General features: G+C 52.6%; 35 protein-coding genes and 1 pseudogene. 15 read left to right on the forward strand and 21 right to left on the reverse strand.

Annotated elements, in window-relative coordinates; all coding sequences use genetic code 11:
• Nucleotides 1-511 precede the first annotated feature (511 nt).
• From ACTQ3R_RS15145 to ACTQ3R_RS15185, 9 genes are all read right to left on the reverse strand, one after another.
• Entirely contained in the window at nt 512-769 is a 258-nt protein-coding gene (locus ACTQ3R_RS15145; protein ID WP_140400355.1) for a hypothetical protein, read from the reverse strand.
• 40 nt (nt 770-809) lie between these two features.
• Nucleotides 810-1,121: a hypothetical protein gene (locus ACTQ3R_RS15150; protein ID WP_087233774.1), complete on the reverse strand. Its 312-nt coding sequence runs from the start codon at nt 1,119-1,121 to the stop codon at nt 810-812.
• Nucleotides 1,121-1,363: a hypothetical protein gene (locus tag ACTQ3R_RS15155; protein ID WP_087233772.1), complete on the reverse strand. Its 243-nt coding sequence runs from the start codon at nt 1,361-1,363 to the stop codon at nt 1,121-1,123. Before ACTQ3R_RS15155 ends, ACTQ3R_RS15150 begins: the two co-directional genes overlap by 1 nt.
• The gene (locus tag ACTQ3R_RS15160; RefSeq protein WP_087233769.1) at nt 1,338-2,222 is read right to left on the reverse strand and encodes a hypothetical protein; all 885 of its coding nucleotides are present in this window, start codon (nt 2,220-2,222) and stop codon (nt 1,338-1,340) included. The genes ACTQ3R_RS15155 and ACTQ3R_RS15160 overlap by 26 nt, the downstream gene beginning before the upstream one ends.
• A complete protein-coding gene (locus ACTQ3R_RS15165) occupies nt 2,219-2,782 on the reverse strand; it encodes a metallophosphoesterase (protein WP_087233765.1) in 564 nt (187 codons plus the stop codon). The genes ACTQ3R_RS15160 and ACTQ3R_RS15165 overlap by 4 nt, the downstream gene beginning before the upstream one ends.
• Entirely contained in the window at nt 2,779-4,023 is a 1,245-nt protein-coding gene (locus ACTQ3R_RS15170; RefSeq protein WP_087233762.1) for a hypothetical protein, read from the reverse strand. Before ACTQ3R_RS15170 ends, ACTQ3R_RS15165 begins: the two co-directional genes overlap by 4 nt.
• Nucleotides 4,004-4,366, reverse strand: coding sequence for a hypothetical protein (locus ACTQ3R_RS15175; protein WP_087233760.1), 363 nt, complete (start codon nt 4,364-4,366; stop codon nt 4,004-4,006). Before ACTQ3R_RS15175 ends, ACTQ3R_RS15170 begins: the two co-directional genes overlap by 20 nt.
• Nucleotides 4,363-5,082: a metallophosphoesterase gene (locus tag ACTQ3R_RS15180; RefSeq protein ID WP_087233757.1), complete on the reverse strand. Its 720-nt coding sequence runs from the start codon at nt 5,080-5,082 to the stop codon at nt 4,363-4,365. Before ACTQ3R_RS15180 ends, ACTQ3R_RS15175 begins: the two co-directional genes overlap by 4 nt.
• A gap of 154 nt (nt 5,083-5,236) precedes the next feature.
• Nucleotides 5,237-5,620 (reverse strand): helix-turn-helix domain-containing protein, encoded by a 384-nt coding sequence (locus ACTQ3R_RS15185; RefSeq protein ID WP_087233754.1) that lies wholly within the window; start codon nt 5,618-5,620, stop codon nt 5,237-5,239.
• A 158-nt stretch (nt 5,621-5,778) separates the two neighbouring features.
• Between ACTQ3R_RS15185 and ACTQ3R_RS15190 the strand changes: the two genes are divergently transcribed.
• Nucleotides 5,779-6,123, forward strand: coding sequence for a helix-turn-helix domain-containing protein (locus ACTQ3R_RS15190; RefSeq protein WP_441462479.1), 345 nt, complete (start codon nt 5,779-5,781; stop codon nt 6,121-6,123).
• 41 nt (nt 6,124-6,164) lie between these two features.
• Here ACTQ3R_RS15190 and ACTQ3R_RS15195 read toward each other — a convergent pair whose 3' ends face one another.
• Nucleotides 6,165-6,458: a helix-turn-helix domain-containing protein gene (locus ACTQ3R_RS15195; protein WP_087233748.1), complete on the reverse strand. Its 294-nt coding sequence runs from the start codon at nt 6,456-6,458 to the stop codon at nt 6,165-6,167.
• Between the two features lie 53 nt (nt 6,459-6,511).
• The gene (locus tag ACTQ3R_RS15200; protein ID WP_308541976.1) at nt 6,512-6,823 is read right to left on the reverse strand and encodes a hypothetical protein; all 312 of its coding nucleotides are present in this window, start codon (nt 6,821-6,823) and stop codon (nt 6,512-6,514) included.
• A gap of 449 nt (nt 6,824-7,272) precedes the next feature.
• Between ACTQ3R_RS15200 and ACTQ3R_RS15205 the strand changes: the two genes are divergently transcribed.
• Genes ACTQ3R_RS15205 through ACTQ3R_RS15230 form a run of 6 tightly spaced genes read left to right on the forward strand, consistent with a single transcriptional unit; the run spans nt 7,273 to nt 12,758 of the window.
• The gene (locus ACTQ3R_RS15205; RefSeq protein ID WP_087233742.1) at nt 7,273-7,878 is read left to right on the forward strand and encodes a recombinase family protein; all 606 of its coding nucleotides are present in this window, start codon (nt 7,273-7,275) and stop codon (nt 7,876-7,878) included.
• Entirely contained in the window at nt 7,871-9,751 is a 1,881-nt protein-coding gene (locus ACTQ3R_RS15210) for a recombinase family protein (protein WP_087233739.1), read from the forward strand. The genes ACTQ3R_RS15205 and ACTQ3R_RS15210 overlap by 8 nt, the downstream gene beginning before the upstream one ends.
• Complete coding sequence (locus tag ACTQ3R_RS15215) at nt 9,752-10,537, forward strand: hypothetical protein (RefSeq protein ID WP_195450674.1); 786 nt, start codon at nt 9,752-9,754, stop codon at nt 10,535-10,537.
• Nucleotides 10,538-10,547: 10 nt separating this feature from the next.
• Nucleotides 10,548-10,955 (forward strand): hypothetical protein, encoded by a 408-nt coding sequence (locus ACTQ3R_RS15220; RefSeq protein WP_087233736.1) that lies wholly within the window; start codon nt 10,548-10,550, stop codon nt 10,953-10,955.
• Nucleotides 10,936-11,889: a hypothetical protein gene (locus ACTQ3R_RS15225; protein ID WP_087233733.1), complete on the forward strand. Its 954-nt coding sequence runs from the start codon at nt 10,936-10,938 to the stop codon at nt 11,887-11,889. The genes ACTQ3R_RS15220 and ACTQ3R_RS15225 overlap by 20 nt, the downstream gene beginning before the upstream one ends.
• A complete protein-coding gene (locus tag ACTQ3R_RS15230; RefSeq protein WP_087233730.1) occupies nt 11,889-12,758 on the forward strand; it encodes a DUF6551 family protein in 870 nt (289 codons plus the stop codon). Before ACTQ3R_RS15225 ends, ACTQ3R_RS15230 begins: the two co-directional genes overlap by 1 nt.
• Here ACTQ3R_RS15230 and ACTQ3R_RS15235 read toward each other — a convergent pair.
• From ACTQ3R_RS15235 to ACTQ3R_RS15280, 10 genes are all read right to left on the reverse strand, one after another.
• Nucleotides 12,659-13,018: a HipA domain-containing protein gene (locus ACTQ3R_RS15235; RefSeq protein WP_328245458.1), complete on the reverse strand. Its 360-nt coding sequence runs from the start codon at nt 13,016-13,018 to the stop codon at nt 12,659-12,661. The two genes, ACTQ3R_RS15230 and ACTQ3R_RS15235, sit on opposite strands and share 100 nt — an antisense overlap.
• Before the next feature lie 52 nt (nt 13,019-13,070).
• Nucleotides 13,071-13,781, reverse strand: coding sequence for a hypothetical protein (locus ACTQ3R_RS15240; RefSeq protein ID WP_441780066.1), 711 nt, complete (start codon nt 13,779-13,781; stop codon nt 13,071-13,073).
• Nucleotides 13,782-14,076: 295 nt separating this feature from the next.
• Complete coding sequence (locus ACTQ3R_RS15245; protein ID WP_087233725.1) at nt 14,077-15,336, reverse strand: type II toxin-antitoxin system HipA family toxin; 1,260 nt, start codon at nt 15,334-15,336, stop codon at nt 14,077-14,079.
• A gap of 3 nt (nt 15,337-15,339) precedes the next feature.
• The gene (locus tag ACTQ3R_RS15250; protein WP_087233722.1) at nt 15,340-15,660 is read right to left on the reverse strand and encodes a helix-turn-helix domain-containing protein; all 321 of its coding nucleotides are present in this window, start codon (nt 15,658-15,660) and stop codon (nt 15,340-15,342) included.
• A 66-nt stretch (nt 15,661-15,726) separates the two neighbouring features.
• On the reverse strand, nt 15,727-17,373 hold the full coding sequence (locus tag ACTQ3R_RS15255) for a recombinase family protein (RefSeq protein WP_195450675.1): 1,647 nt from the start codon (nt 17,371-17,373) through the stop codon (nt 15,727-15,729).
• A complete protein-coding gene (locus tag ACTQ3R_RS15260) occupies nt 17,330-18,235 on the reverse strand; it encodes a recombinase family protein (RefSeq protein ID WP_087233717.1) in 906 nt (301 codons plus the stop codon). The genes ACTQ3R_RS15255 and ACTQ3R_RS15260 overlap by 44 nt, the downstream gene beginning before the upstream one ends.
• 17 nt (nt 18,236-18,252) lie before the next feature.
• Nucleotides 18,253-19,065: a recombinase zinc beta ribbon domain-containing protein gene (locus ACTQ3R_RS15265; protein WP_441780065.1), complete on the reverse strand. Its 813-nt coding sequence runs from the start codon at nt 19,063-19,065 to the stop codon at nt 18,253-18,255.
• A 37-nt stretch (nt 19,066-19,102) separates the two neighbouring features.
• Entirely contained in the window at nt 19,103-19,351 is a 249-nt protein-coding gene (locus ACTQ3R_RS15270; RefSeq protein ID WP_071430685.1) for a hypothetical protein, read from the reverse strand.
• Entirely contained in the window at nt 19,348-20,082 is a 735-nt protein-coding gene (locus ACTQ3R_RS15275) for an ImmA/IrrE family metallo-endopeptidase (RefSeq protein ID WP_071430687.1), read from the reverse strand. The genes ACTQ3R_RS15270 and ACTQ3R_RS15275 overlap by 4 nt, the downstream gene beginning before the upstream one ends.
• Before the next feature lie 2 nt (nt 20,083-20,084).
• Complete coding sequence (locus ACTQ3R_RS15280) at nt 20,085-20,336, reverse strand: hypothetical protein (RefSeq protein ID WP_071430689.1); 252 nt, start codon at nt 20,334-20,336, stop codon at nt 20,085-20,087.
• A 263-nt stretch (nt 20,337-20,599) separates the two neighbouring features.
• Here ACTQ3R_RS15280 and ACTQ3R_RS15285 point away from each other — a divergent pair, with 263 nt between their 5' ends.
• The 8 genes and pseudogenes from ACTQ3R_RS15285 to ACTQ3R_RS15320 all read left to right on the forward strand — a co-directional run.
• Nucleotides 20,600-21,022 carry a helix-turn-helix domain-containing protein gene (locus ACTQ3R_RS15285; protein WP_071430691.1) on the forward strand — a complete coding sequence of 141 codons (423 nt, stop codon included), beginning with the start codon at nt 20,600-20,602 and terminating at the stop codon, nt 21,020-21,022.
• A gap of 71 nt (nt 21,023-21,093) precedes the next feature.
• Nucleotides 21,094-21,609: an ImmA/IrrE family metallo-endopeptidase gene (locus ACTQ3R_RS15290; RefSeq protein ID WP_071430693.1), complete on the forward strand. Its 516-nt coding sequence runs from the start codon at nt 21,094-21,096 to the stop codon at nt 21,607-21,609.
• A gap of 43 nt (nt 21,610-21,652) precedes the next feature.
• Complete coding sequence (locus ACTQ3R_RS15295; RefSeq protein WP_071430695.1) at nt 21,653-21,958, forward strand: carboxylate--amine ligase; 306 nt, start codon at nt 21,653-21,655, stop codon at nt 21,956-21,958.
• Complete coding sequence (locus ACTQ3R_RS15300; protein ID WP_071430698.1) at nt 21,955-22,941, forward strand: SEC-C metal-binding domain-containing protein; 987 nt, start codon at nt 21,955-21,957, stop codon at nt 22,939-22,941. The genes ACTQ3R_RS15295 and ACTQ3R_RS15300 overlap by 4 nt, the downstream gene beginning before the upstream one ends.
• 4 nt (nt 22,942-22,945) lie before the next feature.
• Entirely contained in the window at nt 22,946-23,362 is a 417-nt protein-coding gene (locus ACTQ3R_RS15305; RefSeq protein WP_071430700.1) for a UPF0158 family protein, read from the forward strand.
• Between the two features lie 37 nt (nt 23,363-23,399).
• Nucleotides 23,400-23,978 carry a flavodoxin family protein gene (locus ACTQ3R_RS15310; protein ID WP_071430702.1) on the forward strand — a complete coding sequence of 193 codons (579 nt, stop codon included), beginning with the start codon at nt 23,400-23,402 and terminating at the stop codon, nt 23,976-23,978.
• A gap of 24 nt (nt 23,979-24,002) precedes the next feature.
• Nucleotides 24,003-24,386: an MmcQ/YjbR family DNA-binding protein gene (locus ACTQ3R_RS15315; RefSeq protein WP_071430704.1), complete on the forward strand. Its 384-nt coding sequence runs from the start codon at nt 24,003-24,005 to the stop codon at nt 24,384-24,386.
• A gap of 27 nt (nt 24,387-24,413) precedes the next feature.
• Nucleotides 24,414-25,340 (forward strand): annotated as a pseudogene (locus ACTQ3R_RS15320) (Y-family DNA polymerase); the annotation flags it as partial.
• Nucleotides 25,341-25,444 lie beyond the last annotated feature (104 nt).

Consider the following 25,444-nt stretch of genomic DNA (forward strand, 5'->3'; position numbering starts at 1 on the left):
ACTGCTGGCTTCCGTTGGCCCTGTATGACATCTTCTGCCACCACCCTGTTTTTATCTACATTATATCAAACCTGAAGTATTGTGTCACACCCCCTTTTGACCTTAATGTCACATTTTAGCACAAACCACTTTGTTCACAAAAATTTAACAAAATAATTTTCGAAGAAACAGAAATTTTTCCGTGTTGCTCACTCAAAATTGGGCGCAAAAGCCCTCAGTTTTAGTTCAAGTCCTCACCGCACGTGGAAGAGGTGGGAAGATATCTTTTTTTCGTGCAGTCAAAAATGGACGCGAAAAAACCCCGAAACCGTTGCGGCTTCGGGGTTTTCCGGTGCGATATCTTTTTTGGTCGCACAATGTGGAGTGTAAGACCAATAAAGATGTTTGCGAAAACCCTTTATTTGCAAGGCTTTGCGGGTCAGCGCCGCTTATTTTTTCTTTTTTTCGGCTGGGACTTGGCGGATTTTCTGCCGAAGGGGGATTTTAGTGTAAGACCAAAAAAGATATCCGCCTATTCATACTTCTTCAGCTTCTGACAGCCATCGGTGAATCGCGTCAGCCCTTCTTCTCCCTCAAGGGCATCTTCATCCTGCGGCATATCGGGAAAGAGGTGTTCATTACTCAGCCTGTAATAATTGATTGGTATACTTCCCCCACGGCTTTTTTCCTGGGATTCTCGGATACAAAGAGCAAGAAAAATCTGCTCAAATCTTTCCTTGTCTTCAGGGGATAACTGCAACATATAATCTTCATTATGGTAATGTTTCATTTCTCAGCACCAAGGTTCCGATATGAGAAGGAGATGCCGCTTAGCCCTGACATTCATCCCGGATGAAATCATATAGGGCTTCCGGCTCCTTCAGACACCATTTGGTTTTTTCGTCTTCGGTCCAGACCTCATAGTCCGGAGCGGCATCGTAAATCCACCAGCTGATGTAGTCGTACTTGTCGTTGACCGCTTCCTCCAACACATTCAGTAAGGCGGAAAGAAGCTGCGGCCCGCCCTCAAAAACGAAATGACCATCGCCCACCAGATTGAGCGCCTCACTGAATTGTGCGTCTCTTTTCCTCTGGGCTTGGATCTTCCGCAGGGCTTCGCAGAAGGTTTTCTTGGACAGCATCAGAAATCACCTCGGGGTTCGTAGCTCTCCGCTTCCAACTCAGCTTTCCATTTCAGAAGCAGCGAAACGGCCTCTTCCTGCGTGGCAGGATCGGTGCAGAATTCAAAGAAACGCACGATCAGCATTTCCGGTGTCAGACCAAGTGGTGCTATCACTGTTTTCAGTTCTTCCAACACATCCGCATCCACTTGAATCTCCACAATTTCGTACTTCTTCTCATCCATTGGATTTTTCATCTCCATTTGAATCTTCCTGCCGGAGCTCAGCAAGCCGCTGCTGAAACAACTCCAGAAGTTCTTTCCAGACCTGCGGCTTCTTGAGAGGCTCCATCGGTTCTTCCAGTTCCCGCTCCAGATCGGCCACGGCCACCGACAGCGTCTTTTCATCGAACAGGCGGTAGTGACATCGGGCATATCGGACGACCGCTTCGCTCTCCTCATCTTCCGTTCGCATGGCATAGCGGAGGGCACAGTTGATGACACAGCCAAAGTCATCCACATAGTCGAAATCGAACCAGGAGGCCGGACAGAGGACAAGATCATCCTTCCCTTCATCGGTGATCACCAGCCCGATGTTTTCACGGCTTACCCGTTCCAACACGGCATCCAGATCAGCTGCCAGCGCCTGACGTGAGATGCGCTCCATGCTTTCCAGTGATTGTAAAATCGGCATTGTTTCCTTCCTCCTGTCCTCTTGTCCGATTTCTTCAGATATGAGCAGTCGGCTGAGACTGTTCCACAGCCGGGGATATGGCTCCTGTTCTCCATATCGGTTCAGATGATATTGAATCTCCGCCGCAGCGGCGGAACGGGTGCTCTCGTCCAGGCAGCTCAGATTCCGGCAGGTGAAATCCACAGCGATGCTGGGCATATAGGTGTGCCGTCCCATACTGTACCGAATCGCCGCCAGAATGATATGCCGCAGTCCTTCCTCCCAAACGGGGGCAAGGATTCTTGCCGGAAACAGCAGTCCTGTGTTCCCCTTTCGGGATTGGAGTGGCAGGCCGCTTTCCTCGGCTCGCTCCAGCGTGTGCTGCCAGTCTCGACGAGCGATGGAACTGGCCAGAGGTTCCGCCTCATAAAATCCCTTTCTTCTTTTCACGGCTGCACCTCCGGTTCCGCTTTCTGCTGGCCTTTATGCAGGAGATTGTTGGCTTCCATCTCCTCGAAGGTGACCGGCTCGAAGCGATTGACATCCACCCCGGCATTCAGCATCCGCTCGTTTGCCTGAATGAGCGGCCAGTAGTCCGCATCGGTATTTCCGTGGATGTGACCAAAGACCATGTAGCACCGCATGATATGCGGCCAGGACATCATGGGGTAGTGGCAGAGGGTGTACTGCCGCTTTCCGTCCGTGATATACAGCAGATTGCTCACGCTTTCAAAGAATCGCTCCGTCTGACAATTCTGGACCCATCCCCGGTCGTGATTCTCAAGGATGAGATGCTTCTTTCCCCGCAGCCGCCGCAGGTATTCCTCCGGCGGCTTTTTGCTCCGGTAGATGAGGTCGCCGAGGATATAGACGGTATCCTTCCCTGTGACCTTGCGGTTCCAGTTTTCGATGAGGGTTTCGTCCATCTCCTCAATGCTGGAGAAGGGCCGGTTGCAAAGCCGGATGCAGTTCTCGTGACCGAGATGCAGGTCAGAGGTAAAGAAAATCATGGGGATTCACCGTCCTTCTTCAACCGGGGAACCGGGATTGGCTGCCACCGGCAGTAGTTTGCAAGTTCGTCCCGGCGCTCAAGGGGCAGATTCATAAAATCGACGATACGCTCGCCTGGGAACCAGGCGTGGCAGTAGGCGGGAAGAACTCCTTCCGGCACGATGCCGATGGGCTCCTCTCCGGTCAGGCGGGCCTTCAATTCCTCAGCATTGCGGATACATACGGGAATGTCTGCCCGATGGAGTGCGAGGAAGAAGTGGATGGCCTCCACCGTCCGGGTCTCCGCAAGACCGGCCACCGCCAGATAGTAACCATGCTCATCCCGGCACACGATGCAGTCGATGTGGGTGCTGTTGCCGCCCCGGCATACCTCCCAGGGGTGGCCGATGCGTGGCCGCTCTTTCAGCCAGCGATCAAAGGCATCGGGGGAATTCCCGTCCAATTTGGACAGGCCCTCGTCCCGCCCATCCGCGTGGAGAAGGTACTGCTCCTTGTCCGGTTTCTCCGTTCCGGCATATCCCATGGCCCGGTAGCCCAGAGCGCAGGCATGATAGAAGTCGTTTGCGGTCATGGACGGGAGTCTTCTGTTTGCTTCCAGGGGATAGCCTGCCGCCGAGGCAAGAAACTCATCCACCTCCTGCCGGGAGATATTCTGGAAGAACTTCTCTTTCCATTCGGGAAAGACCTTCCACAGATCCCGGCGCAGGACGGTTCCCGTCCGATGCCAGACGGGCAGATTCCGCTCCACCAGCTTCGGATAGCTGCCATCCTCCACCGCCTGCACGGCGTCCCGCACGGCTTCCTCCAGCCAGGAGGTAAATGGGGAGATGTCATGGGGGAAAGATCTCTCTTTGCGGCAGTCCACCTCCAGCACATGGTTATGGCTCAGGAATACCGCCCGGTATCCGATCTTCTGATCTTCACCGGCGGAAAAGTGGAACCACTCCACCTCCTCCGGGAACTCGGAACGCCACCAGGCTTCAAATTCCTCGTAGCTCTCCACCTGCCCATCCTCCCGTAGATCCTCAAAACTGCCGAAGTCCTCGATGGTTCCCCGCTCGGCACGAAGCCAAAGCTCCCAGCTGTTGTGCTCCGGGTCAGGTTCCAGCCGGTAGAGCAGCCGGAAGATCCGGTCGATGGCCCCATAGGATGCCTCGTCGTAGGAGAAAGAGCAGTCGATGTTTCGGTATCCCACCCGGCCCAGCCAGCTGATATAGTGCTTAATCTCCGGTGCCTTCATGGCGTTCACCTCCTTGTGCTTGTTGCGTTTCCTCGTCCGCTCTCTCCTCAAATTGGGTTCGGAAGAGAGCAATGTGTTCTCTCACAAGAGTAGGATGTTTGTCATAGACATGGCGGCAAAGGGCCTTGTACAGAGCAAGGAATCTCTGGTCATCCCCGAAGTCCATAAGGCCGTCCATGATCCGCTCGATCTCCTGCTCCCCGGTGATCCTGTCCTTCACCACCTGTTCCACCAATTGACTGTATTGCTGGTATGCGGTATCCATCAGGCGGGAGAGCCTCTGGACGGTTTCACGGATTGCGGCAAAGCAAGCCTCCCGTTCCGTTTTTTCTTCCTCTGTCATCGTATGCTATCTCCCGACAGGAGCTGCGGCGCCGCCTCCACACTGTGGAAGAGGAAGTGCATCCGGTCGATGCGCTTGTTGATATGCCAGTGGCCGCAGAACCAGTGATTGTATTGCAGCTTCCTCTCGATCTCCTCCAGCCACTCCTCGGTAGAGGCATCCACGGTGCTCTGGTCGATCATGGGGAGGAATGCTTCCCGCGGCTCATACCGATAGGGGCAGGTGTGGGAGAGAACGGTATCCACCTGCCAGCCGCAGGCATCCAGCGTCCGGATGACCTTCTCCTTGATCTCCTGAGAAGGCTGCTCGTCCGGCCACCAGCCATATCCTCTGTCCAGCCGGTAAAACTTGTCCACGCTGTAAGCCCCGCCGATTACCAGATGGCAAAGACCCTCCAGATGAAATATCTCCCCATCAGCAGCGAACAGCAGGCGGGGGTAGGTCTCCTCCACCCAGACCGTTCCGCCGTTCCATTCCTTGGTCTGGTAGGATGGCAGGGTAGATGGGCGAACCTCATGATTGCCGTGGATGCACAGGAGCGTGGGTTTCACCTGTGTCAAAAGCTGCTTCATCTCGGCATCCCGCCCGTTCAGGAAATAATTGGCCCCCACATCCCCCAGAAGGACGAGGGTGTCCTGCTCGGTCAGCTTGTGCCGGTCACAGAACTGTACGATCTCACGAGGGTTCCCGTGGATATCGCCCGTGTAGTAGATCATGGACTATCCCACCTTTCGCCCTCCATTATACCAACTTTGGAGGCCCATATCCTGGACTTTTCGAAAACATATTCACTTTCCCAAAAACATATACACTTTTACAGGCAAAAATCGACCGGCAGTCAAAGCACATGACTTCCGGTCGATTGTTTTCTCAGAGCAGGAATGTAAAATCGGAAGCATCCGAATCGATGCACTTCTCCCGGTGTTCTCGCAGAGCTGTCTTTAAGGCTTTCATCATGTCCAGCAGAATGAGAGCCTCACAGATGGTGCAATCTGAGAGGAGCAAGGTGATCTCCTCACTGGCGCACCGTTCCGTGTCGGTGATCTGCTCCATCAACAACCTTTCCGGCGATACGCCGAGGGCATTGGCGATGAGAACAAAGGTGTCCAGGCTCATACTTTTGAGGCCGCTCTCTATGTAACTGATGTAAGAGGGGGTTTTGTCCACCGCCTCGGCGAGCATTGCCTGGGAGAGATGGTTGCGGCGACGGGCTTCGCGGATGTGTTTGCCAATGGCTTTGTAGTCAAGACTCATAATAAGACCTCCAAAAAAATTGTAGCCTTATTATAGTGTCTGGCTTATATCATCGCCTTTGCCTTATATCAATTTCACCCCAAGTTGATATACTCTTAGAAATAGATTAACTGGAGAATATATTTCAAAAAGGGGGGGAGCCGATGGAGGAACATGGTTTGAACGAGCGTCAGCTGATTGGCTCCCGCATTCGGGAGGCGCGAGTCGGCCGGCGGATGAGCCAGGCAGATCTTGCAGCCAAGGCCAATATCTCCCTGCCTCATGTCAGCGCTATTGAAACGGGAAAGACCAATATGAAACTGGAGTCCTTCATCCGGATCATCGAGGCGCTTCAGGTGTCAGCGGACTCCCTGCTTCGGCCCGATGTGCCGGAGGTGCGGAGCCTCTACCAAAGTGAGTTTGACGAGCTGTTGGCCGATTGCTCCCCCAAGGAACTGGATTCCATCCTGAAAATCGTCCGGGAAGTGAAATCCACCATGACCAGAAGAGAAGACAACGATTAAAGCGGCGAGCCGAGGAGTGTTCCAAAGGCCCGCCGCTTTTCTTATGCAGTTGGTTTTTTGGGGACGAACTCCACTTTGAGACGCATCCCCAGGCCATCCGCCAGTCTTTTCAGGGTGCGGAGAGACGGATTGCCGGTTCCGTTTTCGAAACGGCTGATGTCTGCCTGGGCGATACCAGTCACTTCCGCCAGCTGCTTTTGCGTCAGCGACTGTTCATCGCGCCCTTCCAGAATCGCTCTCATGATCTGACGCTCCGGTTCGAGGGCATCCCACTCGGCTTTGAATGCGGGATCTCGGAGCTGTTCATTCAGAGTTTCACGAAAATTCTTGCCCATAGGTCAATCCTCCTTCCTCTGCTGGTAGTCCGCTCGATAATGTCTGTCTAATGTTATAACCCATACTTGTCGACTAAAACATCCCAGCGCTTCTTCGTTTCTGCATCAGAAAGAGATGTGAAAAGGCTAATTATTTTTCCGTCCTCACTATCAAATGTAATCTCATTGTATAATATGTAATCCCAAACTAATCGTCCAGTTTTGTCCCCGAAACGAGCAGGTACGCTATCGTGGATAAATCCATGTTGCTTAGATAGTTTTTCTGCAATTGTGAAGATAAGAGGGAGAGCCGCAGTTGCCACTTTAATCGTTGAAATGAGATCTTCTTCGCCCTCAATTCGCTTTTTTTCAATGCTATTGTCCATGCCGATAACCATTCCTTCCACTTCGAATAGTCTATTAGAATGCAATTTTAAGCTGGTTAAGTACCGTCTGTCGTTTCGTAGTATTTTGCCGAGAAGTTTTCCATACCCACCGCCTTCTCTCTATGTTCATTATATGTGTTATATCACATAATGTCAATGCACATTTCGTTTTCAGGAGTAGCACGGATGGCAGTACATCCTGGATAGGATAAAGCCGAGTGGCAAAATACTGCGATCTCACTATCTTCATCGTACATATATGGTGCAGAAGACTCAATGGGGCTCGTCTTGGGGTAGAAATGGGTTTGCAGCTCGCCGGAAGTCATTGTAATCTGAATCTTTTTTTCTCGTTCATCGACCAGGAGTCAAGTTGTTGACCTCTGGTCGATTTTATTTATAGTCTGTGGCCGCTATAATAGCCCGTAAGAACATTCGCAGGGGGAGCACATATGGAAGAGCTGGCAATAAAGGGCGAAGCAATGGAGCAGGAGATCATGCCGTCCTTTGATTTTCTGCTGGAAGGAGAGGCGGAAAAGAATGCGCTTTTGGCAGAGCATCGTGCCTGGTTAAAAGGCATTCGGCGGGAGCGCCCGCTTCCGAAAAACCATCACCGGGTGGCGGTATACATTCGCTACTTCAACCAAACCCGCTATGAGGATTATCTCTCCGCCCACAAAAAGCAGTTTTTGGACACGCTGGCTCTTTGTCCGAACTGGGAATTTGTCGGTTTCTATGTGGATGAGGGAAGCACCGCACCGAACATGGAAAACGCTCCAGAATGGGCGAGACTCCTGCAAGATTGCTATGAGGGCAAGGTAGATCTGGTGATCACCCAGAAGGCAAGCAATATTTCCAAGAAACTATCGGAGCTCTCTTTCTGTGCCCGGCTTCTTGCGGCGTTGCCAAAGCCGGTGGGCATTTACTTTGTTTCGGAGGATATCTACACAATGGCTTCCTACTACCGGGAGGATCTCCATGATCCGTATTTTCTGCCCGGTCCTGATTGGACGATCCTCCCCGATCACCAGCCTGGGAGGGAAATGCTGCATGATTGACAAGGCCACCCGCAATCGGCTTGCAGAACGAAAGGAACGGGTCCGCCGCCGGATCAACACAAAGGTTGACCCGGAGAACTACGAATTCATCCCTGCCAAGAAGCCTATCGACTACTACGACAACGATATTCCGCAACGAGTCGCCGTGTATGCCCGTGTTTCCACGGACAATGTCCAGCAGACATCCTCCTATGAGCTGCAGAAGAAATACTATGAGGATTTCGTCCTGCATCACCCCAATTGGACGCTGGTTAAAATCTATGCCGATGAGGGCATTAGTGGGACTTCCCTCGTCCATCGGGACGAGTTTAATGCCATGATGACTGACTGCCGCAGCGGTAAAATCGACATGATCATCACCAAAAGCGTGTCCCGTTTTGCCCGGAATGTGGTGGACTGCATCAGCATGGTCCGGATGCTGGCGGAACTGCCCAGCCCGGTGGGCGTGTTTTTCGAGAGCGAATGTATCTTTTCCCTTAAGGATGATTCCCAGATGGCGCTTTCCTTTCAGGCCACCATGGCGCAGGAGGAGTCCCATATCCGCAGCCGGAGCATGGAAACCTCCCTGCGGATGCGGCTGGACGGCGGCTTGCCTTTGACGCCCAAGCTGCTGGGCTATTCTCACGACGGGGATGGAAACCTGGTGGTCAACCCGGAGGAAGCGCCTACGGTGAAGCTCATCTTCTACATGTATCTGTACGGCTACTCCACCAGCGACATCGCGGCGGCGCTTACCGAGCTGGGCCGTAAGACCTACCTGGGAAATATCAAATGGACCTCCAATTCCATTGTTCAGGTTCTTCGCAATGAGCGTCATTGCGGGGATGTGCTGACCCGAAAGACCTTCACCCCGAACTACCTGAACCACAAGTCCAGGAAGAATCGGGGCGACCGCCCCCAGAGCCTTTACCGGAATCACCACGAGGGCATTGTTTCCAGAGATGATTTCATTGCCGTTCAGCACCTTCTGAACAACTCCAAGTATGGACATCGCTCTATCCTCCCGGAGCTGCGGGTGATTGACAGCGGCCTGCTCAAAGGCTTTGTAACCATCAACCCTCGCTGGGCCGGGTTCAAACCTGCGGATTACTTTCAGGCTTCCGCCAGTATCCATCCTCCCGATGAGCAGGCGGAAGAAAGAGCGCCTCTTTCCAGTGTCACTCTGGCTCCTGGGGATTTTGACATGAGGGGTTTTGAGATTACCCGCAGCGAGTTCTTTGATAATTACCACCGTCCTTATGTTCAGTTTCAGGATAAGAGGATCAAATTCAGCACAGCTTGTGTTCGTACATTTGGGAAAGACAACCATGTGGAACTACTGGTCAACCCAGTGGAGATGAAGTTTGCTGTCCGCACGGCGGAAAAAGGCAACCGCAATGCCGTCCTGTTCTCCAAACTGGTGGATGGGAAATACCAGCCCAGAGAGATTGCGGGTGCGGCCTATATGGAAACGCTGTTTCAGCTGTTCGGCTGGAGCCCGGATTTAAAGTATCGGATTGCCGGGCGGCTCTTTCAAAGCCAAAGTGAATCAGCGTATATTTTCGATCTCAATGACGCAGAGGCGTTTATCAAATCTTATCTGCTCTCCGGTCAGCAAGGCGAGCAGGATTCCCATGATTCTGTGCAGCCGCTCTCCATCTCTGGCAAGCGGGTGCGCGCCGTACCGGAGGAGTGGATTCATTCTTTTGGAACGCAGTATTATCTCCACCAGCAATCTTTCCAGCAGGTTCATGACCAGAGCGAGGAGGATTGGAAGATTCGCATAGAGGGGCAGCTTTACGAAACCGGTCAAAAACTCCATGTGACCGGTTTTGAGGAACTGAGAGACTATATCCGCCAGGAATTCAACCGGCGCGGAAAGGAGGAACCATAATTGAGCGAGGAGAGAGGCGAAAAACCCGGTGGTGTGATTGCCGGGATGCTCCGTTCTCTGGAAGGGGAGCAGACGGCCGGGATTGCTCCTGTCATGCCGGAGATGGAAGTGGACGTTCATCAGGCAGGTCATGAAGGCGATGATGTTCTGGAGACGGAGCGGGAATTCAATTACGAGGGCTACCAGGTGGTACGCCGGGAATTCTTTGCCCATATCAATGAGCCATCCGTGACCTTTAACAACTATAAATTCTATGTAAATGCTGCCTGCCTGAATCGATTCCCGAAGGTAGATTATGTGCAGGTGCTGGTCAATCAGGAAAGCAAAATATTGGCGATCCGCCCCTGTCAGGCAGAAGACCGGGATGCCTGCGCCTGGTGTACCAATGGCTCTGGCAGACGAAAGCCGAAGCAAATCACCTGCAAGATCTTCTTTGCCAAGGTGTTTTCTCTGATGGGATGGAATCTGGACTATCGATACAAGCTCCTCGGACGGGTGATCCACGCCAAGGATGAATGGCTTATCGCATTTGACCTGACTGCCACCGAAGTATACCAGCGGGTTCTGAAGGATGGCGAGAAGCCCAGAGCCTCCCGGACGCCGGTGTTCCCGGAAGGTTGGAAAACACAATTTGGCCTGCCGTTCCGGGAACATCAGAAATCCATGCAGGTTGATATTTTTGAAGGATATGCGGTGTATGGGCTTCGGGATCGTGCCTCTACGCCAGAAACGCCTATTGCGGAGGCTCCCATACCGGACGGAAGCGAAGAACAGAATCCATCATAGGAGGCAGAATATGAGTCGAGAAAATCAACCGCAAGCCTCGCTGACCCTTGATCCATTTCGCAATCGAATCCGCATCCACAAGAAAACCATACGCCGCCTGGGCAGTCCTGCCTATGTGCAGTTTTTAGTGAATCCGGAAGAACTTTATATCGCCGTTCTTGGCTCGGACAAGCCTATGATTGGGGGAACGGCAAATAAGGTTCGATTGTCCAGTGTCAGCTTTCACACCAACCAATCCGTAGAGTTTTATAGTTCTACCTTGCTGAGCAATCTGTCGGAGATTGTCGGTGGCTTCGATCTGCGGTTCAATTATCATTTGACAGGAGAGATCGATTCGGTGAACCGGGTCGCCTATTTTTCCCTCCAAACCGTGAAACCGCAGGAGCGCAGGAGGCAATATGGAAGAGAAGGGGTTTAGGGAACTCAGGATCGATCCGGAATTCAAAAACCTGATTCGACCTCTCCGGCGGGAGGAATACCGGCAGCTGGAGCTGAATCTGGTGATGGAGGGCTGCCGGGAGGCCATCGTTGTTTGGGACGGTACCATTGTAGACGGACATAACCGATACGAGATCTGCAATAAATTGAAAATCCCTTATGGCGTAAAAGAACAGGTTTTTCCAAACCGGGATGCGGCAATCGCCTGGATCTGCTCCAATCAACTCGGTCGCCGCAACATTTCAGAGGAGACGAAGAAGTATCTGATCGGCAGGCAGTATGAGGCGGAAAAGAAAGCGCACCGGAATGAGAACGGCTATAATCAGTACTGCCCAAATCCCCTCGCCACAGTTGGAAGAGGCCGTCCGGTAGAGGAAGAGAGCAGTCGACGAACCGCCGCCCGTCTGGGAAAGGAGCATCATGTGTCTGGAGCAACGGTCCAAAAATATGCAAAATACAGCGTGGCGCTGGATGCGATTGCAAAAACCGCGCCGGAATTGATTCCCCACATCCTGTCGGGGACATACAAGATATCCTTCGAAAACATTGTGGCACTGGCGGAGATGGCCCCTGCGGAGCTGAAGGAACTCAGTAAGAAAATCGGGAACAATCCCTATGCCTTTGCCCGATACAGCGATTCACGGCGCAGCCTCTCCACCGAGGCGTCTTCTAAGCCCGGCATACAGGCGGCGGAGCAGCCTGCCATCAAGACGATGCCCGCCTATGATCCGGATGCGGAGGTGGCTGGACTGACCCTCACCATTCCCTCCTGGATGAGCTCCATCGAGCGAACCAGAAATATGGCGCATCTCGCATCCATCTCTCCCGCAGCCAAGGAGAACTTGCAGGCAGCCTTAACAGCGCTGGGAGAAAAGGTGCAGGAGATGCTCGCGGCAATTGAGGAGGATTCCTAATGGCTGATTTCAGCATGTTTGTACCCAATGTCCATTTCGAGCAGATCCCCATTAAAAATCTGGTGTCCAACCAGGAGTATCAGCGAAACATATCCGAACAGCATGTACTGAATGCGGCAGCCCACTTTGATCTATATCAGATCAATCCGGTCAAGGTAAGCCGACGAAACGGCGTCAACTATGTGTTCAATGGGCAGCACACGGTGGAGATCGTCGCGCTGGCCTCCGGTTCTCGGGACACGCCGGTCTGGTGCATGATCTACGACGATCTCAACTATGAGCACGAGGCGGATATCTTCGCCAATCAGATGAAGTTCGTGAAACCCTTAAAGCCCTATGAGGTGTTCATGGCAAATATCGAAGCCGGAAATCAGAAACAGCTCATTATCCGGGATCTGGTGGAGTCCTACTCGCTTTCCATTGGCCAAGTCAGAAACTATGGGGTGGTTTGCGCTGTGTCCACGTTGGAAAGCATCTACGACAAGTTCGGCTATCATGTTCTGGACCGGACACTTCGGCTCTGTGTGGGCACTTGGGAGGGCGATATGAATTCTCTCTCCGCTAATATGCTCAACGGCATTGCCCGCCTGGTCCATACCTTTGGAGATGCGCTGAAGGATGAAAACTTCAAGGAAAAGGTGGGCGAGATGTCGGTAAAGCTGCTCTCCAGAACCGCCAAGGAGCGGCGGCCCGGCTCCATGGGGTATGCCGAGGCCATGCTTATTGCCTACAACCGAAAGTGTAAATATCCGCTTAAGTGGACCAGGCTCTACGAGAAGAATGTGGGGAACAGTGAAGGGCTGGACATTGATACAGATCTGGATGAGGAGGAGAACGAGGACTCCTTCGGAGATAACCCCGAGGAATAAACAAGCGGACGACTCCCCAGGGAATCGTCCGCTTGTGATTTCATGGCCGGAGGGTAGATGAACGCCGCCAGATCCAGATAACTGCTCCCGTCCGCCGCAGAGGCTCTATCGGTTTTTCTCAGTAGTGTCATAGCGGAGGCGAAGTGGATGCGGAGGCGACCGTTCCTGTCAAATTGCTTGACCTGGAAGGTACTGCCGACCTTGGAGAAGGTCTTCGGGCTGGATTCCGGGACATCTAATCCACAGCCGCCCCAGATTATGCGACCTTACCCCATTCGCCGTTGGTAGATACATCGTTCATGCTTAAAAGATTTATGTATTTATAAGGTCGATTGCTGTTGCAAGCAGAATTGCAATGACTTCATCTTCAGAATTATCATACTCCATAACGAATTTATCGGCATAGCCATCCTTAAGATTTAAAGGACAATCATGCAGAGTAGCTACCTGCTTACCCTTATATTGGATTTTGAAACTCTTGCCTTCCTGGTGTGTGATTTTGACACTACCTTCAAGAACCTCGAACTCCAGATTACCAAATGACACATATTTTTTTAGCAATGCGATTTTTTCTTTACCCAAGAATACCGTGCATTTCTTCACCTCTTTTTCAAACAACGGAACACCTGTAGAAATCAGATGCTCTTTAACATAGCCGATTTTATTTCCGTTTGCATCAAACAAATCCAAGATTTCACGGTCGGTGATAGTGTTCTCAGCGTTAGATTTATACTTGAGCGTACCATTGCCGTCAACAATTTGATAACGCCCAAGATAATCATTCATATCAGGCGTTTTCCCAGTAAAGAGGCCGACCATCGTGCCTATGGAATAGGACTTTGATTTGATAACCAGGAAATTTTTCTTGGTTCCCTGGATATGTTCGGCCGCAGTTTTCTGCCCTGTGGCTTGACCGAGTTTATTCAGCACGGAGTTTACCACCCCATCTACCGATCCTTTCGGTATGACTTTTTCGGCGATTTTAGCACCAGCTAAAGCTGTGAGTTTACCTTTTAAACTCATAAGCGCACCTCCTATCGTGTTCTGTAAGAGAACTTGTAAATTTCGCGGATAATTAATCCATGCTGCCACTATCTTTATTTCCGCCGAACTCGCAGCCGCGTACATGGTCATGTCCATAATACCATCTGCAGTATCGGTAACCACTGTGAGGGAGACAATTGGTGCAGTCCCCCATTACAATGTCTTTGCCTTTGATTTGGATGCGATGCCAACACACGCTATGACTGTAAAGCGTATTCCGAAGAAACCTAACTTCGATGGAGACGGTTCCTGTGGGAATGGTCCATTTTTAATTTCATGGCCGGAGGGAAAAGGCCGGGCGCATATATTCCACAGCGCCCCGACTGAGGCCATACTGTCCGGCCAGCTGCTCCCAGTGTCCGGATACGGTTTTGCAGATCTCCTCCGCCGCCTGCTGAGCCTCCTGGGGAGATAAGCCGAAGTAGTCAGCGACCTCCAGCGCCAGATCCAGGTCGATGGTGTTGTCGTACTCGCTCACATTGAGGGAGAGACGGTCGCCTGTGGGGACTGGGTTTACATCGTAGAGCGGAGCCAGTCGCCAGCCGGTGAGAGTCAGGAGGAAACCGTGGTTGCGCAGGTGGTCGTCGGTGTTGGACACCGCCATACTGAATACGATCCGTTTCCACAGCTCAGCCAGATCCTGCCTGGGAGCCGCCCCATTGGCGCGGATGAACGCCGCCAGATCCAGATAACTGCTCCCGTCCGCCGCAGAGGCTCCGTCGGTTTTTCCCAGCAGAGTCATGGCGGAGGCAAAATGGATACGGCGGCGGCCATCCCGGTCAAATCGCTTGACCAGGAAGGTGCTGCCGGTCTTGGAGAAGGTCTCCAGCCTGGATTCCGGGACATTCAATCCGCACAGCCGCGCCAGGTCATGCACGACCTTCTCCCATGCGCCGCTGTTGGATTCATCGTGCTTAGACGGAAACTTGGCGATCCACAAAGCGCCGTCCGCTGCCTGCACCGTGGCCTTGGGCCTTGCTCCGCCCAGAGAGGAACCGGGGGCCAGAAGCTCCCGCAGCCATGTTTCGTTCAGGCCGCTTTCGTCATTCTCAAAGGCGATAGAGGCGTTTTCCAGTGTCCGAAGATGAACCCAGGGCGGCGTTGCGAAGGACTTGTCGTTGGAGAGAAAGTCTCCCCCCTCTTCCAGGCTGAACCGCAGTGCCCCCATGCGGGATTCATCGTAGACCCCCAGCAGGAAATCGCTTTCTGTGAGGTTTCGGGGCTTTCGGTCTTCTTTTCTGGCGTCAATTGCCTCCTTGCGCCGCATCAGCAGGCGGCCCCAGCGGTCCGGGCAGGAGTCGGCGAACAGCCCGAAGAGCCGCTTGTCCAGCGGCACATACTGCCGTCCCCGGTAGAGGGCCAGATCCGGGTCCAGAGAGAAGGAACTCTCGGCGGATGTCAGCCAGGCGGGGTCATACTCGAAGGAGAAGGTTTCCTGCCCCCGGATAAAGCTGCAGCGGAGCCGCCCCATCAGGGTGGGGGTCTCTCCACGCCAATTTTCATATACATAGATGGTCTTTTCGTCCTGCGCCATGGGCTACTCTCCTTTCTTGGGCGCCCGCCGTCTGGTAGGCAGCGCCAGGTCTTGCAGCTTCCTGCCGAATTCATCATCTTTGGCAATAAGCAGCAGGTCGCTGTCCATATTGTTCAGTGCGTGCAGCACGGCGGCATAGGAGCCGATGGATACCGTGGGCGCACCCTTCTCGATGGAGATGAGGGTGGCCCGGCTGATCCCCGCCCGCTCCGCCACCAGTTCCAGACTCAGCTTCCGGCGCAGGCGGGCAAGGCGGATCTGCTCACCCATCTGCTCCAGAATCTTTCTTGTCTGCGGCATGATGACCGCCGCTCTTTTGCCCATACATCATCGCCTCCTAACATACATTATAGTATATTACCTTGGCGATTATGTCAATTATATTTGAAGTTATTTGTTTTCCTCATTGAGCGCTTCCTCGATGAGATACCCGCCGCCGAAGATGATGTCCAGCCTGCCGTCGGGATATACCTTTACGCACTCGATCATCTGGTGGACGATGGTATCGTCGTACTCCATCTTTCTCGACGCACGATCTGCGATGATTTGCTGCAGCTGGAGGATGCGGCCATCATTCCCCTGGTCCGAGAGGAGGGCGTCCTCCAGCTTTTTGATTCTCCCTTGCAGGAGTTCGATGGTATCGGAAAGCTCCTTGAATTCCGCCTCATGGCTTTCAATGCCCTCGCCGCTCTCTACGCTCTCATTGATGAGGGACACCATTTTGCGGTTCAGACCATCGATTTTTCGGCGAAGCAGGTCGATTTCATCGCTGTTCCCGTTCAGCCCGATGGCCTCCCCAATGGTCGCCCTCATAAGTGCCAGATAGGTGGCCTCGTCTTCCTCATTGAAGCGGTTGACCGCCCGGACGATAGCAGCATGGAGCGCTTCCTCGTCTACTGTAGGGGAGGACTTGCAGTACCGCTTTCCGTAGTCCAATCGATTGATGCAGCGCCAGACCACCCGCTTTTTCCCACGGGATGTCCAGGTCACGCGCTTGTATCGGCTCCTGCATTCGGCGCAGATCATCACATTGGACAGCGCATACCGGGAGTATTTTCCGGTGGCCGTAGTGGCTGCTTTGGTGGAGTTTGGCTCCCGACTCATCCGCCTGGCGAGTTCTTCCTGCGTTTTGTGAAAGAGCTCTCGGCTGATGATACCAACATGGCTATTCTGTACATAGTACATGGGTGCCTCACCCGTGTTTTTGCGACGGACCTTGCCAATACAGTCAATTGTGACCGTCTTTTGAAGGATGCTGTCCCCGCAGTATCGTTCATTCCGGAGAATACCCTTAATCATGCTCGCAGAGAAGGAGAATCGTTTTCCTGGTATCTGGAGATTCTCTTCTCTGAGTTTGGTTGAGATCCGGTTGATGGTTTCACCTGACAGGTACATATTGAAGATTCTCTCCACGATGGATGCCTCCTCCGGGACGATCTCCGGTTCTCCGTCCTCGCCCTTTCGGTATCCAAGCAGGCACTTATAATTGAATACGGGCTTGCCGTCCTGGAATCGCTTCCGAAAGCTCCATGTGACATTCTTGCTGATGCTTTCGGATTCAGACTGTGCGAACCCTGCGTAGATGACCAGATAGAGCTCGCTGTCGATTTGCAGTGTGTCTATATTTTGCTCCTCGAAGTAGATGCCAATCCCTCTTGCCCTGAGCATACGCACATGGTCCAGGCAGTCAACAGTGTTTCTGGCAAATCTGGAGACCGACTTGGTGATGATATAGTCGATTTTTCCTGCCAGGCAGTCGTTGATCATCTTTTGGAACTGGGGCCGTTTATCTGCTCGAGTTCCTGAGATGCCCTCATCAGCGTACAGGCCGGCAAATTCCCACTCCGGCTTGGCGGCAATCATTTCGGTGTACACTTTTTTCTGGTTGGTGTAGGAGGTAAGCTGTTCCTCGCTGTCAGTGGATACCCGGCAGTAGGCGGCAACCCGGCGCTGGTGATATTGCTCCTTGTTGACGATCAGCGAGCGCTTCGGCTCAATGACCGATATGGTCTTTTTCGGTATCCTGGTTACATTCATTTTCATCCCCTCCGATCTCTACGTCGGTCTTGGTATGTAGGATCACCTGTCCTCCGCTTCCCAGCGTCAGATAGGCGACGATGTCACTAAAGTAGGCCGGACTGAATTCCTCCTGGGGCGTCATCATGCGCACACGTTTTCGGGCGATGGATGCGGCGATCTGCAGATGTGTATCGCTCTCTGCGTACAGCTGCTCCGCCATCTCAATTGTTTTGGCGATGACCAGGGCGTCACTGGGATTATCCCGCTCCAGTTCGGCATCGATTTCCCTGTTGATTTGCTGAGCCTCTGCCGACAACTCCCTTCGTTTTTTGGGGCGGGGTATGAGCAGGTGGCTGTTAGCGATGATGCGGTTCATCAGGATCGTCACCTTTTCCAGCAGATGCGTATCGGAAATTCGTATGCGCTGTCCGCAATCCGCATTGGTGCATTCCCAGCTTTCCCGAATCCGGTGCCTGTTGCTTACTCTCCTCCGCATTGGCGCCCCGCATTCCGCGCACCGGACCCGGTTCCGGAGCAGGTCGATCCCCTCCAGATTTTTCTCGAAGGTGTTCCGCTGGCGGGCTGTCCGCACCGCAGCAGCCTCCTCATACTGCTCCTCCTCGATGATGGGGTCATATTCTCCATCTCCGAGGTATTTGGCGTTTCCTATGATTCTTGCGATACGGGCTTTATCCCACACATCCGTCCTCTCGCTGTAGGGGATCTTCCTTTCAGTCAACAGTTCGGCAATGCTTTGGAGGGAAGCGCCGTTGATGTAGGCGCTGAATATCTCACGGATGACCATAGCTTCATCCTGTGCGATGACTGTCCTTCCGTTCCGCATAGTGTAACCGTATGGGATATAGCGTATCTTCTTCATTTTGAGGTTCCTCTCCGTCAGAGCATTTCTGTAAATCGCAGCCCGCCGATGAGGGTGACCGTCATTTCATCCCGGCGGGTGATGCGGATGGCCTGGACAATCTCGGCAAACAGCTTTTCATCGAATCGGTCCAGGGGTTCTTCCAACTCCTCCAGCAGTTTTTTCAGCCGTGTCACTTCCTCGATTATATCGGTGATGCCCGAGGAGAATTCACACTGGCGCTCACGCTTCAGTTGGCGCAGTTGGTCGTTGATATCCTGCACCTGAGCTTTGTGGACCTCGTCTTTGAGGTATCCTTTTGCATGGAGCTGTTCCACCATCACCAGCTTGGCATTGAGATCTGCGATGCTCCGGCTGATCTCCCTTGCGGCTGTGTTTTTCCGCTTTTGTTTCAGCTCGGCGGATTCCAGGCGGAGCAGGGTTTGACCCAGAATGTCGTATTCGGAGAACCGAAGCTTGTTGACCATGGCGATGAAGGCATCATAGATCCGATCCTCACTGTAGTAGTTCGAGTCGCATTGGGTGCGATCCTGAATGTGTTTGGAACATCCCCACTTGGCGGTCCCGGAAACCTGCCGCCTGCGAAAATACGAGCCGCACTCAGAACACTGAATGCGGCTCGTAAGAGGATAGATATTTTGCGCTGTGGATTTCCCAAAGATATCCTGACGCTTTTTCAGGAGGGTCTGGACCTTGTCGAAGGTTTCTCGGTCAATGAGCGGAGCGTGGGTCATGGAGGCGTAGAACATATCCTCCTGGCCTCGATTTCGGAACTGTTTGAACGGGACTGTGGTGTCACGGTAGGAAGACTCACCAGTCAGCGGCTCCACAGCACAGCTATCAATATTTATTTGTTAATCTCTGCCCTTATCGGTCTTGATAAAAGCGAAGTTTTAACCGTCTCATACTGAGGACATTAAAGACGGTCTCCTGTCCACAGCGTTTGCACTTTGCTTGGACATGGCCTCTGGTGTCCTCAAATACAGCGATTGAATTGTGTCCACAGAAGGGACATTTCACCATCCTTGTTTTTTGGTTTGCGATGGCATGACGCGCTTTTCGGATCTTCTCCATCATTTCCTCAGACGGCTCAGAGATGCGGATATTCTTTTTCATGCCCACACCTCCAAGGGATCTGAATATTCCCGGTACGGACGATCCTCAATGTAACCGAGATGTCTCAGCCGGATTACAGCCGCCGACTTCGACACGGCAAACTGCCTACACAAAAGAGACAGTGATAACTTGTCACGATATGCGAACACCCCCTCGTAATTGATTAACTTCTTGCCACCGGCAAAATACCACATGGCAAGATCAATTTCTTTTTGCGGCATAAGGATGGCCGCGCCAAGGACATTAGCCTGCCATTCATTCCAGTCCTCGCGAGTCTTTAAGTCGCGGAGCGAATACACTGTCCGTGCCGAGTATTTCTTTGCATAGGCTGACTGCGCAGTTTCACTTTCCATCTGGAACAAAATCTGATGTGCGCACTCATGGGCAAGGGTAAAGCGTCTCTTGCCGCAGAGCTTTTGGACTTGTCCGGGTTGAATAAAGCTGGTGTCCATCAGAATTTGATTTTTCCTGAGTGGGATGGTTCGCTTCACGCCCATCTCTTCCGTGATATACTCGGTATCCGCATAGGCGGTCAGACCACAGATGCTTCCATCCGGGGAAAGATGGGCAAACGACACTTCCAAGCCAAGGTATTCCTTGGCGAACTGGTCAATCGGTGTCCCTCGTGCCATTCGTCGGATGTCCTTGGTTTCGCTGCCGAAAAAGAACTCATTGAAATCCTTGGTTACGGCTACTGCAATTTCTTCGATTTTCTTCTGGGATAAGATCATCGTTAGGTCTCCTTTGCTTCAACAAACCACTTGCTGCCCTCCTGAAACAGATAGGATTCTCTGCCACGGATCAGCACCGTATAGCGAATGCCGCCGCCACCCACCTTTTTGGAAGAGGCACGGCACTTATAGAGTACCTGATCGATCTGAAAAATTAGGCCGTTTTTCCACCGGATGAAGCGCGGATGGAATACGCCCTCCTGATCCACATCCAGATTGACCGAGACATAGGCTTTCCTGCAGTGTGCACTCATGTTTCTCACTCCTTGCTACACATAACGGGCACCGGCAACTTTCTCGTTGCCCGGTGTCCGTTACCAATTTCAGTCCAAACGAAAACGAACATCACATTTTGGTCTGCGCACTCTTGACGGGACACGCAAACCGATATACAATAAATGCGTAAAGCGATTGCGTATTATCATTATATGTAAACGGATTGCTTGTGTCAAGCACTTTTAGGCGGAAAACGCAAATAGATTGCATATTATCACGCTTACAGGTAGGAGGATATACTATGAGGTTCGGAGAAAAGCTCCGCGTACTGCGCAAGGAAAAGGGACTTACTCAGGCGGAACTTGCGAAACTGGCGGGAGTAGGACTCAAGACGATCACCAACTATGAAAAGGGCAGCACATACCCCCAGAACCGCGAGGTGTATGGCATTCTTGCCCGGATTCTCGGCTGCGATGCAGACTATCTGCACAACGAGGGCGACGATTTCATCGCAATGGCGGGGCAGCAATATGGCTATCGGGGCAAGAAGGGCGCCGAGCGACTGCTAAAAGAAGTAAGGGTAGCCTTTTCCGGAGGCGAGATGGCAGAAGAAGATATGGATGAGATGATGCTTGCCATTCAGGAAGCCTATATCGATGCGAAGAAGCGAAACAAGAAATACACGCCCCAAAAGTATCTGAAACAGCAGGAAGGAACGAAGTAAGCCCGCTCTATGGGACTTTTCATCTGTTATATTGAAACAGTACCATTCTGCCCGGAAGGGGTGATACCACTATGCTGATTCGAGCGGAGGAAGCCATTCAAAAAGCCAACCGTATTGTGCGGCAATGCGGCACGAGAAATGCTGACCGGATCGCAAGGGAGCTGGGGCTGATCGTCATGTCTCGTGATTTCTCCCGTCAAAAAGGCGCATACATGGTCATTGAACGAAACCGCTATATCTTTATCAATAAACATCTCGACCCCGTGATGCACGACATTGTTCTGCTCCATGAGATCGGCCATGACCGCCTCCACCGTAAAGATGCAATCCGTGCCGGCGGACTGCAGGAATTCAATATCTTTGACATGAGAGACAAGCGCATGGAATACGAGGCAAATATGTTTGCCGCACAGATCGCCCTTCCAGACGAGGAAATTCTGGAATACATATACGGCGGCTACGATGTGGGCCAGATTGCGCGGGCAATGTCTTCGGACATCAATTTGGTGGCGCTCAAGGTCTCAGAGCTGAACACGAGGGGGTATCGCTTCCGTGAACAGGAACACCGAAGCGATTTCTTAAAATGAACGAGATGGTTTTGCCGGGACAAGCGAAAAGGAGAAAATCAAGATGAAATATTTGCTGTATCGTTCCTTCGGGAATCTGGACAAGGATGTGAAGAAGCACGAGCTGGTGGCTGTGGAGTATGGAAAAGACATCTACGATGTGACCGACGCACTCATCAAGGCAGCTGCGGATGACCTTGCCGGTCTGTCGGAATACGAAAAGTATGAGACCGCCGCCTTCGCTCCGGAGCGGACAAAGGATTTCCGTAAGACCAAGCGGTACGCCTACGAGATGACCGGCATTGTCTATCCTACCCATGCTGACAAGAATATTCTCATTGACTTTGGAATCGTGGAGGAAGCGGAATGAGCAGAGAGGAACCCTATTATATCCCGATGCCGGAGATATACGGGCGAAGAAAACTGAACGCCCTCTATCGGGAGATCCCGCTGAAGGACGCCACTTCCCGGCTCCTGCGGAAGTATTTTAATGCCGCCGCCAATCTGTACGGCATTATCCCCCTGCACAAGCTCTATGGGATCATCGCCTCCCAGAATAAATCCCTTGTAACCAGGGAGGAGTTTCTGGCCTTTGCCGAAATCGCGCGGCATGAGTGTGAGGACTACTACATCCTCGGCAAGTCTGAACTCTATTACGACGGCCCCGAAACGGAGCTGATGGAATATGAGGTCATCGACGTGCAGCTGATCGACGAGGATCTTGATCCCTATCACGAGGTCTTACGGGGCCATCAGGGAAAACCCTACTATGTGCCGGACAAAAAGGAGCTTCTGGCCTACGACAATCCCTTCTACTGGGAGAACACCCCAGAAGCGGAAGCATTCCGCACCTTCCTCCTGACCAAAACCACCGTGCCGGAGGACAAGATGGAAGCGGTTTTCGTAGACATCTACTATGGCCTCCACTGCATGAACGCCGGATTGGAGGATGTGCTGAACCGGTTGGATGAGATTGGCGTGGAGTTCCGCCGCAAAGTGGATGTAGGCGATTTTGCCGAGGTCTATACCCCCTTTCACAACCATGTGCGGATGCAATGCAACCGAGGGCATACTCCTGATGAACTTTTTGCCTTACTTCCCCCGGAAGAACGCATCCCCAAATCCCTTTCCTTTGGTCCGAACATCCGTCAGGCCATTGCGGACGGAACCATGAATCCCGAAGAGTTGCGGCAGGGGATCTTGACGATGGATATGCCAAGTGAAGAACTGCGTATGAGTTTATTGAAAGAGATTGCAGCGGCTCAAACTGCTGCTAAGCCGAAGAAGGTGGGGCGGAATGATCCCTGTCCCTGCGGCAGCGGTAAGAAGTTCAAAAAGTGCTGCGGACGGTGAGCATATGAAAATCAAGCTGCAAACAGTCATAGACGCAATCGAACAGGCCAGCGATGCCTACACGATGCTCTACGACACCAAAACCAACGAAACGGTTTATCTGCCCGATGCGTGGGTCACTGGTGAGACCGACGAGGCGCTTGCCGCTCTGGTTGAGAACGAACCGAAGCGGTTCCTGCATTTTCCGACAAAATATGATATCCACGAATACAGCATCATGGACTCCTTTGTGGACTACCTCCCGCCGGGAAGGATGAAAAACGAACTCGGCGCAGCGATCCGGGGCAGGGGTGCATTCCGGCGCTTCAAGCAGACCATCCGCTTCCACGGCATCGAGCAGCTGTGGTACGACTATCAGGCGGATGCCTACCGGGAGCTGGCAGAGCGCTGGTGCCGGGACAACGATGTGGAGTACGAATAAATTGGAAGCTGTATCAAGAGCAGAAAAGAGGTTCCGGATGAAAAACATTCTCATTATCCAAGGGGGCGGCAGACCCAACGGAAATACTGCCCAGTTGGTGGAACACTTTGCCCGTGGTGCGAAAGAAGCGGGGCATACCGTAGAAGTTATTTCACTGAGAAAACAGGAAGTAAAGGGCTGCATGGGATGCAACGCCTGTCGGTATGGAAAGCCTTGCGTACAGAAGGACAGCTTCAACGAGCTTGTTCCCAAAATTAAGGATGCAGACTGCATTGTCTTTGCCTCACCCTTACTGTTCTGGACGATTTCCGCTCAGCTAAAGGCGCTGATCGAGCGCTTTTATTGCATCGCAGAGGAAGATCCCAACCCGCCGTTGGGACGGTATGAGAAATACCCCTCCAAAGACTGCGCCTTGCTGATGACCTCCGCTGACAATTTCTTCTGGACATTTGAGCAAGCGGTTTCTTACTATCAGTTTACCCTTGTCAACTACATCGGATTCCATGACAGAGGGATGCTATTGGCCGGAGGCTGCGGCGACACCAACGGCAAGCCACAGATTGACAAGACCGACCATCTGCAAGAGGCATATGAATTTGGAAAACACATCTATTGAGCAATGCAGCGGGAGGTTTGCAGAATGAATCGGGGACAGTTCAAGCAATATATTCTTGAAACCTATCCCTGTGAGGCAAACCACCCGTGGATAAAATACCCCAACAACGAGGTTTTCCGGCATCCGGGCAACCGCAAATGGTTTGCCCTTGTGATGGATGTTCCCAAAAACAAGCTGGGTCTGGCAGGCTCGGATGTTATTGATGTGGTAAACCTCAAATGCGACCCGATCCTCATCGGCTCACTGCGGAAAGAACCCGGCATCTTTCCGGCTTACCACATGAACAAGGCAAACTGGATCTCGGTTGCCTTAGACGGCAGTGTGCCGGACGAACTGATCAAAATGCTGCTGGATATGAGCTATGGCGCAACAGCGCCCAAGAGGAAAAAGAAAGCCAAGAAAAGCTGATGCCGCTGAAAGGAGGCGTACCGAAGCATGAAGCAGCGCACTTACATCGCAATCGACCTCAAGAGTTTCTACGCTTCGGTGGAATGCCGGGAGCGCGGGCTTGACCCCATGGACACCAATCTTGTTGTGGCGGATGAAAGCCGCACTGACAAGACCATCTGCCTTGCCGTCACCCCAAGCCTCAAAAGCTATGGCATTTCCGGCCGGGGGCGGCTCTTTGAGGTCAGGCAGCGGGTCAGGGAGGCCAACGCCGGACGGCGGCACGACGCTCCGGGCAGAGTGCTGGAGGGCAAGTCACACTTCATCTCTGAGCTGCAACAAAACCCGAAGCTGGAAATCGACTTCATCATCGCCCCGCCCCGCATGGCCTACTACATGGAATACAGCACAAAGATCTACGAGGTCTACCTGAAATACATCGCCCCGGAGGACATCGTGGTCTACTCCATCGACGAGGTATTCATGGATGTGACCGACTACCTGAATACCTACAAGCTGTCTGCCCATGACCTTGCCATGAAGATCATACTGGATGTCATTGAGACAACAGGCATCACGGCCACGGCGGGGATCGGCACCAACCTCTTTCTCTGTAAGGTGGCCATGGATATTGTGGCGAAGCATATCCCAGCGGATGAAAACGGGGTACGCATCGCCCAGCTGGACGAGATGACCTACCGGCAGACCATGTGGTCGCATCAGCCTCTCACCGACTTCTGGCGGGTAGGCCGTGGCTATGCAAAGAAGCTGGAAGAGCATGGGATGTTCACCATGGGCGATGTGGCGCGGATGTCCGAGCGCAACGAGGACCTACTGTATCAACTCTTTGGGAAAAATGCGGAGTTGCTCATCGACCATGCGTGGGGCTGGGAGCCGACCACCATTGAGGCGATCAAGGCATACAGGCCAAGCTCCAACAGCTTAGGCTCCGGGCAGGTGCTTCACTGTCTGTATTCTGTCAAGTAAAAATCCCTGGTTTTGCCAAAGCAAATTCCTTGGTATTGCCACGGGAATTCCCTGGTTTTGCCACGCTATTTTACCCGCATGAGAGCGTTGCG

This window comes from Lawsonibacter sp. LCP25S3_E2, assembly GCF_052117285.1.
Taxonomy (GTDB): Bacteria; Bacillota; Clostridia; order Oscillospirales; family Oscillospiraceae; genus Lawsonibacter.